General features: G+C 62.6%; 12 protein-coding genes and 1 pseudogene. 3 read left to right on the top strand and 10 right to left on the bottom strand.

Going from position 1 to position 12962, the window contains the following annotated elements:
• Window positions 1-2 precede the first annotated feature (2 nt).
• The 8 genes and pseudogenes from L1069_RS20310 to hemC form a co-directional block, all read right to left on the bottom strand.
• Window positions 3-1685 (bottom strand): nitrate ABC transporter ATP-binding protein, encoded by a 1683-nt coding sequence (locus tag L1069_RS20310; protein ID WP_237456853.1) that lies wholly within the window; start codon window positions 1683-1685, stop codon window positions 3-5.
• Window positions 1686-1691: 6 nt separating this feature from the next.
• Window positions 1692-2765 (bottom strand): ABC transporter permease, encoded by a 1074-nt coding sequence (locus tag L1069_RS20315; protein WP_237456854.1) that lies wholly within the window; start codon window positions 2763-2765, stop codon window positions 1692-1694.
• A gap of 76 nt (window positions 2766-2841) precedes the next feature.
• Window positions 2842-4209 carry a CmpA/NrtA family ABC transporter substrate-binding protein gene (locus tag L1069_RS20320; protein ID WP_237456855.1) on the bottom strand — a complete coding sequence of 456 codons (1368 nt, stop codon included), beginning with the start codon at window positions 4207-4209 and terminating at the stop codon, window positions 2842-2844.
• A 379-nt stretch (window positions 4210-4588) separates the two neighbouring features.
• On the bottom strand, window positions 4589-4960 hold the full coding sequence (locus L1069_RS20325) for a hypothetical protein (protein WP_237456856.1): 372 nt from the start codon (window positions 4958-4960) through the stop codon (window positions 4589-4591).
• A gap of 70 nt (window positions 4961-5030) precedes the next feature.
• Complete coding sequence (locus L1069_RS20330) at window positions 5031-5615, bottom strand: ANTAR domain-containing protein (protein WP_129372832.1); 585 nt, start codon at window positions 5613-5615, stop codon at window positions 5031-5033.
• A gap of 175 nt (window positions 5616-5790) precedes the next feature.
• Window positions 5791-5976: pseudogene (locus L1069_RS24210) on the bottom strand (transposase); the annotation flags it as partial.
• 144 nt (window positions 5977-6120) lie between these two features.
• Complete coding sequence (locus tag L1069_RS20340) at window positions 6121-6477, bottom strand: hypothetical protein (RefSeq protein WP_237456857.1); 357 nt, start codon at window positions 6475-6477, stop codon at window positions 6121-6123.
• A 668-nt stretch (window positions 6478-7145) separates the two neighbouring features.
• Window positions 7146-8105 (bottom strand): hydroxymethylbilane synthase, encoded by a 960-nt coding sequence (hemC, locus tag L1069_RS20345; protein WP_237456858.1) that lies wholly within the window; start codon window positions 8103-8105, stop codon window positions 7146-7148.
• A 197-nt stretch (window positions 8106-8302) separates the two neighbouring features.
• Between hemC and hemE the strand changes: the two genes are divergently transcribed.
• Window positions 8303-9337, top strand: coding sequence for a uroporphyrinogen decarboxylase (gene hemE, locus L1069_RS20350; RefSeq protein WP_237456859.1), 1035 nt, complete (start codon window positions 8303-8305; stop codon window positions 9335-9337).
• A gap of 85 nt (window positions 9338-9422) precedes the next feature.
• Complete coding sequence (locus tag L1069_RS20355) at window positions 9423-9590, top strand: hypothetical protein (RefSeq protein ID WP_167738137.1); 168 nt, start codon at window positions 9423-9425, stop codon at window positions 9588-9590.
• Between the two features lie 2 nt (window positions 9591-9592).
• Here the strand turns inward: L1069_RS20355 and L1069_RS20360 are convergent, their stop codons facing one another.
• Both L1069_RS20360 and L1069_RS20365 read right to left on the bottom strand, forming a co-directional pair.
• Window positions 9593-10678, bottom strand: coding sequence for a CaiB/BaiF CoA-transferase family protein (locus L1069_RS20360; RefSeq protein ID WP_237456860.1), 1086 nt, complete (start codon window positions 10676-10678; stop codon window positions 9593-9595).
• Between the two features lie 44 nt (window positions 10679-10722).
• Window positions 10723-11583, bottom strand: coding sequence for a helix-turn-helix domain-containing protein (locus tag L1069_RS20365; RefSeq protein WP_237456861.1), 861 nt, complete (start codon window positions 11581-11583; stop codon window positions 10723-10725).
• A gap of 104 nt (window positions 11584-11687) precedes the next feature.
• Between L1069_RS20365 and pobA the strand changes: the two genes are divergently transcribed.
• The gene (gene pobA, locus L1069_RS20370; RefSeq protein ID WP_237456862.1) at window positions 11688-12869 is read left to right on the top strand and encodes a 4-hydroxybenzoate 3-monooxygenase; all 1182 of its coding nucleotides are present in this window, start codon (window positions 11688-11690) and stop codon (window positions 12867-12869) included.
• The last annotated feature ends 93 nt before the right edge of the window (window positions 12870-12962 follow it).

Genomic DNA, 12962 nt, shown 5'->3' on the forward strand with positions numbered 1-12962 from the left:
CCTTACTCCGCTGCAATTTTGGCGTCGGCCGGTTTGGGCTTGGGGGCCGCCCCGTGCTCGTATTCCTCCAGGAAATCGAGCACCTCCTGCCGGTAGGTGTAGTAATCCGGGTGCTCCAGCAGCGCCTTGCGGGTGCGCGGGCGCGGCAGGTCGACGCCGGTGATCTTGCCGATGGTGGCCTGGGGTCCGTTGGTCATCATCACCACCCGGTCGGCCAGCAGGATCGCCTCGTCGACATCATGGGTGACGCAGATCGCGGTCACCTTGGTGCGCGACCAGACTTCCATCAGCACCTCCTGCAGCTCCCAGCGGGTCAGGCTGTCGAGCATGCCGAAGGGTTCATCCAAGAGCAGCAGCTTGGGCGAGAGAGCAAAGGCGCGGGCGATGCCGACCCGCTGCTGCATGCCGTTCGACATTGCATGCGCGGGCTTGTCCATCGCATCCGCCAGGCCGACGCGCTCCAGATAGTATTCCACCACGTCCTGCCGCTCCGCCTGCGACGCCTTGGGGTAGACCTTGTCGACCCCGATGGCGCAGTTCTCCCGCGCGGTCAGCCAGGGAAACAGGTTTGGCGACTGGAACACCACGGCGCGCTCCGGGTTGGCGCCTTCTACGTGTTTGCGGTCGAGCTTGATCGCGCCCTTGGAAATCGGATTGAGCCCCGCCGCCATGGTCAGAACCGTGGATTTGCCGCAGCCCGAGTGGCCGATCAGCGAGATGAATTCGCCCTTGTTGATCTTGATGTTGAAATCCTCGACCACGGTCAGCGGTCCCTTCGGCGTGGGGTAGATCTTGTGCAGCTGCGAGAATTCCAGAAAGCGTTGCTTGGTCAGCGACTTAGAGGCCTCGGCCACTGCCGCAGGCAGCCCGTGGACCGGAATGACATCCGGCAGAGTTCTGGTGCTTTTGATTTTGGCCTCGATCCCTGCATCCATCAGGCAGGAGGTCACTTCTCTCCGCAGGCGCTTGAAGGTCTCGTCGCTGTTCATGGCGGACCGCTCGCGCGGGCGCGGAATGGAAACCTTGAACGCCTCCCCCAGCGTGCCGTCGGGGTTCAGCGCGATGATGCGGTCGGCCAGCAGGATCGCCTCGTCCACGTCATTGGTGATCAGCACGCAGGTTTTCTTGTCCGCCTGCCAGATCATCTCGATCTCATCCGCCAGATTGGCGCGGGTCAGCGCATCCAGGGCTGACAGCGGCTCATCCAGCAGCAGCACCTCAGGGTCCATTGCCAGCGCGCGGGCCACATTCACCCGCTGCCGCATGCCGCCCGACAGTTCCGCCGGGCGGCGGTTTGCAGCATGGCCCAGGCCGACCATCTTCACGTAGTGGTCCACCTTGGCCTGTTTCTCCGCCCTTGCCATGCCGGGGAAGACCGTGTCGACCGCGAGGGAGACATTGCCGGTCACCGTCAGCCAGGGCATCAGCGAATAGCTCTGAAAGATCACGCCGCGTTCGGGTCCGGGACCGGAGATGCACTTGCCCCTGAAGGTGACAGTGCCCTGCGACGGCGTTTCCAGCCCCGCCATCAGGTTGATCAGCGTGGTCTTGCCAGTACCGGAGAAGCCCAGCAGGACAAGGAACTCGCCCTCCTCAACCTTCAGGTCGATATTGTTCAGGACATCGGTGCGGGCGGTGCCTTCACCAAAGCTTTTGGAGACATTTTTGAACTCAAGAACGCTCATGGCGGATCACCTGTTGTTCGAAAAGGTAAAGAGCGACTGCAGCGCGTACATCACCCGGTCCAGCAGGAAGCCGATGATGCCGATGGTCAGCACCGCGACGATGATCCTGGCCAGCGACTGCGAGGAGCCGTTCTGGAATTCGTCCCAGACGAATTTGCCAAGCCCGGGGTTCTGCGCCAGCATTTCGGCCGCGATCAGCACCATCCAGCCGACCCCCAGCGACAGCCGCAGGCCGGTGAAGATCAGCGGCAGGGCCGAGGGCAGCACCAGCTTGGTGATCTTGGTATAGGTGTTCATTTTCAGAACCTTGGAGACATTCACCAAGTCCTTGTCAATGGAGGCCACTCCCAGTGCGGTATTGATCAGGGTCGGCCACAGCGAACACAGCGTCACGGTGATGGCAGAGACCAGGAACGACTTGGCAAACAGCCCGTCATTGCTGGCGTACAGTGCGGAAACGATCATCGTCACGATCGGCAGCCAGGCCAGTGGCGACACCGGCTTGAAGATCTGCACCAAGGGGTTGATGGCAGAATTGGCCACCGGCGACAGGCCAGCCAGGATACCCAGCGGGATCGCCACCGCAGAGGCGATCAGGAAGCCGAAGAACACGGTCTGGATCGAGGTCCAGATCTGCTGATAGTAGGACGGCGCGCCGGTATAGGGGATATCCTTGACCCGCTCCGGCTGGCCGCGGTCGGTAAAGCGTTGATTGCGGGCCTCCACCTTCTTGTAGTGGGCCTGTTTCTTGGCGGCTTTGGCCTGCGCATCCCTGTGCAGGTTCACGGTTTCAGTCCAGACAGCGGCAGGGCCGGGGACCGCCCCCAGCGAAGTTTGTACTTTGGGGGCCATCGCGGTCCAGAGCAGGAGAAAGGCCGCAATCGCGATGACGGGAACCGCCAACAGGCGCCAGAATTCCTTCATCTGCGCCTTGGGGTTGTCTCCTGCGGCGGCTTTCAGAACAGGGGTGATCCAGGCCAGGCCAAAAACCTGAAACCAGGCGTCCAGCTTGTTGATCCGGGTAAACAGCCGGGCGCGGCGGGCCTCGGAGCTGAGTGTGTCGGGGTCGACGGTGGTCATGGTGGGATCCTTTTCGAGGAATGCTGCGACAGGGCGGCGGCGGCCTTGGCTTGCCGCGCCGCGCACCCGTCCGGGGTCAGCCCTGAACGGAGCCGCCGGCGACGGTCTGGCCGGCCTTCAGGCCGATCGGCAGGCTGTCGATGTAGGCGTTGGGGGTTTTGCCATCGAAGGGGATGCCGTCGATGATGTCTGCGGCCGGGGTCGGGGCCTTGTATCCGTCACTGTCCCAGGGGAAGTCCGCAGCATCGGCAAGCCCTTCATCGACCAGCATTTTTGCCGCTTCCAGATAGATCCCGGGCTTGTAGACCGAGCGCGCGACTTCATCATACCAGCTGTCGGGTTTGGGCTCGGCGATCTGGCCCCAGCGGCGCATCTGGGTCAGGTACCAGACCGCGTCCGAATAGAACGGATAGGTGGCGTTGTAGCGGAAAAACACGTTGAAATCGGGCACCGTGCGCTTGTCACCAGGTTCGTATTCAAAGGTGCCGGTCATCGAATTGGCGATCACCTCCGGGTCGGCACCGACGTAATCCGGGCGCGACAGGATCTCGACCGCTTCCGCACGGTTGGCGTTATCGTTTTCATCCAGCCACTGGGCCGCGCGGATCAGCGCCTTGACCACGGCGCGGGTTGTGTTGGGGTTTTCCTCGGCAAACTCTGCGGTGACCCCGAACACCTTTTCCGGGTTGTTTTTCCAGATCTCGTAATCGGTTATGACTGGTACGCCGATGCCCTTGAACACGGCCTGCTGGTTCCACGGCTCCCCGACGCAGTAGCCGGAGATGGTGCCCGCCTCCAATGTCGCAGGCATCTGCGGCGGCGGTGTCACCGACAGGAACGCCTCGGCGCCGATCTGGCCGGTCACATTTTCGGGCGAGTAGTAGCCGGGGTTAATACCGCCAGCCGCCAGCCAGTAGCGCAGTTCATAGTTATGGGTGGAGACCGGGAACACCATGCCCATGTTGAACGGCTTGCCCTTGGCGTTGAAGCTCTCGATCACCGGCTTCAGATAGGCGGCGGAAATCGGATGCGCGATCCGGCCGTCGGCGTCTGCCGGGAGGTTCGGCTTCATCATTTCCCAGATCTCGTTGGACAGGGTGATCCCGTTGCCGTTCAGATCCATTGAGAACGGGGTCACGATGCGGGCTTTGGTGCCGTAACCGATAGTCGCGGCCAGCGGCTGGCCTGCCAGCATATGGGCGCCGTTCAGGGTGCCATCTATCACCCCGTCCAGCAGCACCTTCCAGTTCGCCTGCGCTTCGAGGGTCACAAACAGCCCCTCATCATCGAAGAACCCCTGCTCATAGGCTACCGCCAGCGGCGCCATGTCGGTGAGCTTGATGAAACCGAAGGTCAGAACGTCCTTTTCCAGGTCGTGCATTTCAGCCAGAGCCGGCCCGGTCAGCGCGGTTGTGGCAGTTAAGGCGAGGACAAGTTTCTTCATCGGGTCGGTTTCCTTTTATTGCTGTGTCCGGCCCGAAGGCCGAATAGAAAAAGCCGCTGACACGCACCGCCTGAAAGTGTGGCGGCGGGTCGAGCGGCTTTGCTCAGTGAAACCCGGTCTTCGGGAAAATTCTCAGTCAGGCACCGTTGCCTGTCTGACCTCAGGCTGCCGGAGGAGGAGCAAGGCGGCAAAGACTTCTTTGCTCATGCAGCAAGAAATTCTGCGTTGCAGCATGATGGCCCGGAAAGCTGCCTGCTTTTTCATCAGTCCGCGGCCTGGGGATCAAAAACGCGGCCATCGAAGAACCGGTTCTGCAACAGGCTGGCCGCTGCCGATTCTCCGGCTGTCAGCAGCAGGGTGCAGATCGCGCCTTCCAGTGTCAAAGGGGCGCCGGGCAAGTCGGCGCCGGTCCCGCGTAGGGCGTTGCGGTGCAGATTGCTGCGGAATACCTGCCCGGCCTTTGCCAGTGCCGTCTTGCGGCCCAGGCCGTTCCGCTGTGCGAGCTGTAAGGCAATCCATTGCACCTGACTCCGCCAGGAGAAGCCTGGGGCGCGGTCAGAAAGCCGATGAAACCGGATGTTTCGCGCTGCAGGCCCTGAGGTGTGACCGTGAATTTTCCCGGCAGCGCGCGCTCGAAGATTTCGGCGGGCAGATCGAGATGTCGCCGCGCGGCCAGCATATCCCGCAGCGACGACCAGGAGAGCGCGCGGTGCAGCTCCAGCGCCAGCTGTTGTTCGGCGGCAAAGCCCATATTCTGCGCGGCAATCAGCGGCGCCGCATCGGTCAGCGGGACATAGCCGCCAGGGATCCCCGTGCCGTGCTCATGCCAGCAGCCCTGCCGCGGTGACCAGCGCCTGCGCCACGTCTGGGACGCGCTTGTTCTGGTCCATCGCGGTCTTGCGCAGCAGCGCATAGGCCTCATCTTCGGCGATGCCGCGGGCCTTCATGACGATGCCTTTGGCACGGTCGATGACCTTGCGCTCCTCCAGGGCGCGCTTGGCTTCGGCAAGCTCGGTGCGCATCTGCTGAAACTGCCGGAACCGGGCAATCGCGGCGTCCAGAACCGGCTTCAGCCGGGCGGGCTGCAGCCCGTCGACTACATAAGCCGAGACACCGGCCTCCACTGCGGCAGCAGATAGCCCGTCCTCGCTGCGATCGACAAACATGGCCACCGGACGTTCCTTGGGGCCGGATGCCAGCGTCAGTTCCTCCAGCATGCCGCGCGAGGGATCTGCAATATCGATGAGGACAACATCCGGGTCACGCACCTGTATCCGGCGCGCCAGGCCTGAAGGTTCCGAGATGACCTGAATGTCGAAATCCCCGGCTTCCCGCAGCCCGTCCACAATCATGAAGGCGCGTTCGCGGTCTGTTTCGACAACAACAATGGACAGGACACCGGGCATGCGGCAGAGCATGGAAAGGGCGGAAGATGTCTGTAAAGGCCACTGATGCGGCGCGATTTTCAGATAACGTGCTTACGCCGAAATTTTAGGCGAACAGCCCGAACCTTCGGCTTGGTAAAAAGAAACTGGCGGCAGCCAAACGCCGGCCTGCGGGAGGCTGCTTGAAGTTCTCAGCGCGGTGAGTGTAGTGCGATAGGTATGCCAGTCCGGCCCTGGGTCCGGCGAAGGGCTCCTTGGCAAACACGACCCAATCGATCCGGCGCAGCGGTTGCAGAAACGCGTCGAAGGCCGCGCGACCCGCAAGCCCGGCATGACTGCCGAAGAAGCGCGGCTTCCCGGCGACGTGCAGCCGGGCCAGCCCGATCAGTTGGGACAGTGCCTGTTCCGGCAAGAGTTGCAGGCAATGTGGTCATGCCCGCAATCTACACATCGCGGCATGGACGCCGAGCGCCTTTCTTGCGCTTCGCCGCGGTCAGATCGTCCAGCGGGCTCTCCGCCGCCGAGATCATGCCCTCTCTCGGCAGATTGCGGCGCACTCGACTGCCAGGTAATAGATGACGCGGATGTCCACGCCGCGCTCCAGCAGATGTGTCGCGAATGAATGGCGCAGCGTGCCAGAGGCGCGTCTTCGACACATCGTGTGCAGCGTCACTGGCTTGGTGCCATGATCAGGATGTGCTTGACCTCGTTGCCGCTCAGCACTAGCGGCACCTTCACCGGCATCATGAGTGTGGAACACTTCGGCCGCCAGGTCATGCCGCCGCAGCGTGATCCGGAACAGAACCTTCACCCCGGTGATGGTCTGGTTGCGGGTACAGAAACTCGACCCGCTCTCGATCAGATGCCGCTTGCAGACCCGCAAGTGGCTGGTTCGAGAACCAGTCCAAGTTTGCGCGGCGGCATACCGGCAGTTACCCGGGCGCGAAGGGGTGCCGTCGGTGTGGACTGTTGAACGGTCATGGGAAACTCTCTGTCGACCGAGGCGAAATCACCTCGGCCAACAGCACATACCCGACCTCCTAAACCGAGAAATAAACGCCGGTTCAGCCCGACACCGGCCACGCAGAGTCCCTATCGCGGAGCGATTTTGCACCCGGTGTCTAAAGCAGACTTGGGCGGGTTGCCTGTCTGCAAATACAGAGAACGTCAGGACTGTTCCGGATTGGGTAAATTCAGGGCTTCGGAATTGCTGCACCTTGCCTGAATGACCGCGTTTCCTTTTGCTATGCAGCGGGTGATTTTCGGCAGTGCGGCGGGTAGGCGCGCTGCGAGCGGGCGCATTGAGAATTCAGCACTTCCGCGCTGGGCGCTCTGACTGAATTCGCCGCGCAAGCGACGGACGGCTGCTCTGTTGAAATCGCATGAGCAAAGAGCGTTCCGATATTTGAGGTCTGCACGCTCTTTGCCCATGCTATCGTTGCGGCCAGATGGAGACCGAAGCAACACGGTAGATATTTTCAGCCAGATGAAGAGAGGCTCCTAATATTCTTCTGGCCTCAAATACCCCGGAGCGCGAGGCAGAGCCTCGCTTCAGGCCTTCCAGTCGAAGAACCCCTTGCCGGCTTTCTCCAATAGCTTTGCCGCCATTTCCCGGCCCAATTCCGCACCGTCTTCCACCGGGCAGGTCTGATCATCGTTGATCGCTTCGGAACCATCCGGGCGCAGCACTTCGCCGCGCAGGCGCAGGGTGGGGCCGTCGAGTTCGGCAAGGCCCGCAATCGGAGTCTCGCAGGAGCCGTCAAGCGCCGCCAGAAAGGCGCGTTCGGCGGCCAGGCGCTGGCCGGTTTCACCGTCATGAATTGCTGAGAGCATCTCGGCGGCGCGGCTGTCATCCGCGCGCCGTTCAATGCCGATGGCGCCTTGCGCCACTGCGGGCAGCATGTCGTTTGTTTCGATCGCTGTGGCAGGCACATCCGCCATCGCCAGCCGGTTGAGGCCGGCCATCGCCAGGAAGGTGCATTCCGCGACACCCTCGGACAGTTTGCGCAGCCGGGTCTGCACGTTGCCGCGGAACTCAACCACGTTCAGATCGGGACGGCGGTTCAAGAGCTGCGCGCGGCGGCGCAAGGACGACGTGCCGACCACCGCGCCCTTTGGCAGGTCAGAAAGCGATTTGAGAGACGGCGAAATGAACGCATCGCGCACATCCTCGCGCGGCAGATAGGTGTCCAGCGCCAGCCCCTCCGGCTGCAGCACCGGCATGTCCTTCATCGAATGCACCGCAATGTCGATGGCACCGGACAGAAGATCCTCTTCGATCTCCTTGGTGAACAGCCCCTTGCCGCCCAGCTCTTTCAGCGGCTTGTCCGCTGCGATCAGCGCCTGATTGTCGCCGGTGGTCTTGATCACCACCACCTCGAACGCCTCCTGCGGCAGATCGAAGGCGGCGGCCAGGCGGGCGCGGGTCTCATAGGCCTGGGCCAGCGCCAGCGGCGATCCGCGGGTGCCGATTTTCAGGGGCGAAGCGGGGGTGGGCAGGGTCAGTGTCATAAGAAGAAGCCTTAAATCAGTTTGCGCCCCGGAGGAAACCGGTTTTTGCCTTTCTCACATGCCTGGGGAGGCGGCTTTGACATAGGACAAGGCGCTTGAGGGCAGGGCGCGCCAGATCGCCCCTGCTCTTGACATTCCGCCCCGCAGGCGTGACCTCAGAGGGCGATCTATACGGGCGATTGATAGCGAGGATGACCATGGGTGGACAAAAGAAGCTGCTGCGCGCATTGGCGGGTGAGAAACAGGAAGTGCCGCCGATCTGGATGATGCGCCAGGCGGGCCGCTATCTGCCGGAATACCGCGCGACGCGGGCTGAGGCCGGGGATTTCCTGTCGCTCTGCTACAATCCTGAACTGGCCGCCGAAGTGACCCTGCAGCCGATCCGCCGCTATGGCTTTGACGCCGCAATCCTGTTTGCCGATATTCTGCTTATCCCGCAGGCGCTGGGGGCGGATTTGTGGTTCGTGACCGGCGAAGGCCCGCGGCTGTCGACCATCACCACGGAGAGTGACTTTGCAAAACTGGGCCCGGCATCGGATATCCACGAGACGCTGAACCCGATCTATGAGACCGTCCGCATTCTATCGCGTGAACTGCCGTCCGAGACGACGCTGATAGGGTTCGCAGGCGCACCTTGGACCGTGGCGACCTATATGATCGCGGGCCGCGGAACGCCGGATCAGGGGCCTGCCCACGCCCTGCGCGAGGAAAACACTGCCCTGTTCGAGGCGCTGCTGGCGCGGATCACCGAAGCCACCATTGACTATCTGTCCAAGCAGATCGAGGCCGGCGCCGAAGTGGTCAAGATCTTTGACAGCTGGGCCGGCTCGCTGAAGGGCGAGGCGTTCCAGAAATATGCGCTGGAGCCCTGCCGCCAGATCACCGCAGCGCTGAAGGAACGCCACCCGGGCATTCCCGTCATCGGTTTCCCGCGCGAGGCGGGTGAGAAATACGTGGGCTTTGCCAAGGCAACTGGTGTGGACTGTGTGGCGCTGGACAATTCCGTTGATCCGGCCTGGGCTGCGGCCCATGTGCAGGCAGACGGCTGCGTGCAGGGCAATCTGGCGTCCCGCCACATGGTGACCGGCGGGCAGGACCTGGTGGATGAAACCCGCCGCATTGTTGATGCCTTCAAGAAGGGCCCTCATATTTTCAATCTGGGCCATGGCATCACGCCGGATGCGGACCCGGACAATGTGCAGCTGATGATCGACACGGTCCGCGGCGGCTGAGCGGTTCAGCAGCGGCCCGGCCTTGTGCCGGGCGGCGGTTTCGGGCATCAGCGCAGCAGCACGCGCCGCGAATAAGGACATAACGGTGGATTACGGTAAATCTGGAGCACCCAAAATGGGCAAGAATAAACCTCGTCACGCCGAACATAATGCCAAGGGGACCAAGAAGAACCCCTTTGGCAAGCAGTCGGACAAGACCGAGCTGCTGAAGCGTATGAAAGCGGCAGCCGAAAAACCCAAAAAAGAAGACTGAGCCTATTTCAGGCCCAATTCCGCCAGGATCTCGTCCGTATGCTGTCCGCGTGCGGGGATTTCCGGCGGGGTCCATTCCGGCTGATCTGAAAACCGCGGGGCAGGAGCAGCCTGCAGCACACCCTGCGCTTCAGCCCATGTGCCGCGGCTGTTCATCGGGTGCGCCCGGGATTCTTCGGGGTTCAGCACCGGTGCCACGCAGGCGTCGGTGCCTTGAAAAAGCGCCGCCCAGTGGTCACGCGCCTGGCTGGCGAAAATCCCGGCGAGGCGGCCTGTGAGAGCGGGCCATAAGGACTTGTCGAACTGTTGCTGAAATGCTGCGTCCCCGGACAGGTCCATTTTCTCCAGAAACAGCGCATAGAACTTCGGCTCCAGGCATTGCACCGAGACATAGCCGCCGCAGGCGCAGGCATAGGTGCGGCTCCAATGCGGCCCGTCGAGCAGGTTTGCGCCGCGTTGCACACCGAAATTGCCGGCCTGCCGGATGCTCATCAAGAGGTTCATCATATGGGCCGAGCCATCATAGATTGCAGCGTCCACCACACAGCCGCCGCCGGTTGTTTTGGCCCTGAGGATGCCTGCCAGCATCCCGGCCACCAGATACATTGCGCCACCGCCGATATCGCCGACCAGCGTGGCGGGTGTTTGCGGCACATCGCCGGGGCATGAGGCATACCAAAGCGCGCCGGACAGCGAGATGTAGTTCAAATCATGCCCCGCGGCATGGGCTAGCGGGCTGTCCTGCCCCCAGCCGGTCATGCGGCCATAGACCAATGCGGGATTGACCGCGTGGCAGGTTTCCGGGCCAAGGCCCAGCCGTTCCATCACGCCGGGGCGGAAACCCTCGATCAACCCGTCGGCGGTGGCGGCCAGAGCCAGAAAGGTATCGGCATCAGCTGGCTCTTTCAGATCCAGCCCGATTGATCGTTTGCCCCGGTCCAGCAGGGAGCGTTCCGGCATTCCGGGGGTGACGGCGCCGCCCTTGCGGTTGACGCAGATCACCTCGGCCCCGAGGTCGGCCAGTGTCATTGCGGCAAAGGGGCCGGGGCCCAGGCCTTCGACCTCGAGAATACGGATCCCTTGCAGCATTTCGGTCCCTTTCGTGATGCCCGGCTGGATCAGTCTGCGGCGGCTCAGCTGCCTTGGGCAAGCTGCTGGCGGAACTTCCGTGGCGGCAGTCCGGTGCCCTTGGCAAAGATCCGGCTGAAATGGGCCGGATCGGTAAAGCCCAGTTCATAGGCGATCTGCGCCGCGGTCAGGTTGGTGTAGATCAGCAGTCTCCGCGCCTCGCGCAGGACACGGGCGCGGACCAAGGCCGAGGCCGGCTGGCCGGTGGCCTGATGGGCGATGCGGTTGAGGTGGGTTGCAGAGACAGCCAGCGCGCAAGCGTAGTCCGCCAGCGGGCGCCGCAGGCGGAAGTCGCGCTCTACCAGCGCCTCGAACCGGGCAAACAGCGGGCTGGCGCGGGCCTGCGGATCTTCTCCCTGGGCGGCGGCGATGGCGCGGGCGGTCAGCGCGGTAACCGACAACGCTAGTCCGCGCAGCATCTGCGCGCGGCCAAAATCCTTGTTGCCGTATTCCCGGAACAGGCGCGCAGCCAGGCTTTGCAGCCCTTCGGGCAAGGGCAGGACGGCAGGCAGATCCAGCGGTGCGCGCATCCCTTCGCCCGGTGCCAGGCTCTGGTCCAGCAAATCCGAAGCGAGCGTGATCACCCAGCCGCCGGTGCGGTTGCCAAAGCGGAAGCCATGCACCACGCCGCGGGGGACATTGATCAGGCAGGGCGGGGACAGGGTGTGGCTGTTTCCGTCAAGATCCGCCTCTCCTGCACCGCCGGTCAGCACCAGTATCTGGTGCAGCCGGGCATGGCGGTGCGGTCTCAGTTCCCAATCATGCAGTTCGGAACGCGCGCGGATGGTCTCCACATGCAGAATATCAGCGAGTTCCGCGGTCTCGCCAAACAGGTTGTAGGTGTCGATGGAGGTTAGCGTCTGCATGTATGAAATGTACAAGAACTGGCGCGTTGGGTCCATTCGCAAAGATGTGTGCGCAGCGCATAATTGCACCCTGCAAGCACAAGTCGGAAAATCGGGGAACGCGCATGTCCACGCATAAGACGCAGGTTGTCATCATTGGCGGCGGGCCTTCGGGGCTGCTGCTGTCGCAGCTGCTCCATCGCCAAGGGGTCAGTTCAATTGTTCTGGAGAAGCACAGCCGCGCGTATGTGCTGGGCCGGATCCGCGCCGGGGTGTTGGAACACGGCTTTGTCAATCTGATGCGCGAGGCCGGCTGCAGCGGCCGGATGGACCGCGAAGGGGAGATCCACGAGGGGTTTCATATTGCCCATCAGGGGCGGCTGGACCGGATCGACCTGGCAAAACACACCGGCGGCGAGACGGTAATGGTCTACGGCCAGACCGAGGTGACCCGCGATCTGTATGAGGCACGCGACGCGATGGGTGGTGAGGTTTTGCACGATGTGCAGAATGTGCAGCCGCATGCGCTGACGGATGCGCGCCCCTATGTGACCTGGGAGCAGGATGGCGCATCGAAACGGGCAGACTGCGACTTTATCGTAGGCGCCGACGGCTTTCACGGGGTCAGCCGCAAATCTATTCCGGCGGAGGTGCTGAAAGAATACGAAAAGGTCTATCCCTTCGGCTGGCTAGGGGTTTTGTCGGAAACGCCGCCGGTTGCGCAGGAGTTGATCTATGCACGCCATGAGCGTGGCTTCGCTCTCTGCTCGCTGCGCAGCCGGGTGCTGAGCCGTTACTACATCCAGGTGCCGTTAACGGACCGGGCCGAAGATTGGAGCGATGCGGACTTCTGGGCAGAGCTGAAGCGCCGGCTGCCGGAACAGGTGGCAGGGCAATTGGAAACCGGCCCGTCAATCGAGAAATCCATCGCGCCATTGCGCAGTTTCGTGGCGGAGCCGATGCGGTACGGCAATCTGTTCCTGGCGGGCGACGCCGCCCATATTGTGCCGCCGACCGGTGCCAAGGGGCTGAATTCGGCGGCCTCGGATATTTACTACCTCTATCATGGCTTCCTGGACCACTACCTGCGGGGCGACAGTGCAGGACTGGAGCGCTATTCCGAAAAAGCACTGGCGCGGGTCTGGAAGGCGGAGCGGTTCAGCTGGTGGATGACCAACCTGCTGCATCGTTTTCCGGAAGGAACCGAGACCGATCTGCGGTTGCAGCGGGCGGATCTGGACTATCTGTTCTCTTCAGAGGCGGCGCGGGCCGCGCTGGCAGAGAATTACGTCGGGTTGCCGTATTAGGGGGGCTTCCCGCAGGAGCAAGACTATGCGCCGGCTATGAAGCGGCAGGCTCCCGCGCCTTTGCCATGCATCCTGGATGCAAGGCAAAGCCTT

Origin of the sequence: Leisingera sp. MMG026, from assembly GCF_021654205.1 — a bacterium.
Lineage (GTDB): Bacteria > Pseudomonadota > Alphaproteobacteria > Rhodobacterales > Rhodobacteraceae > Leisingera.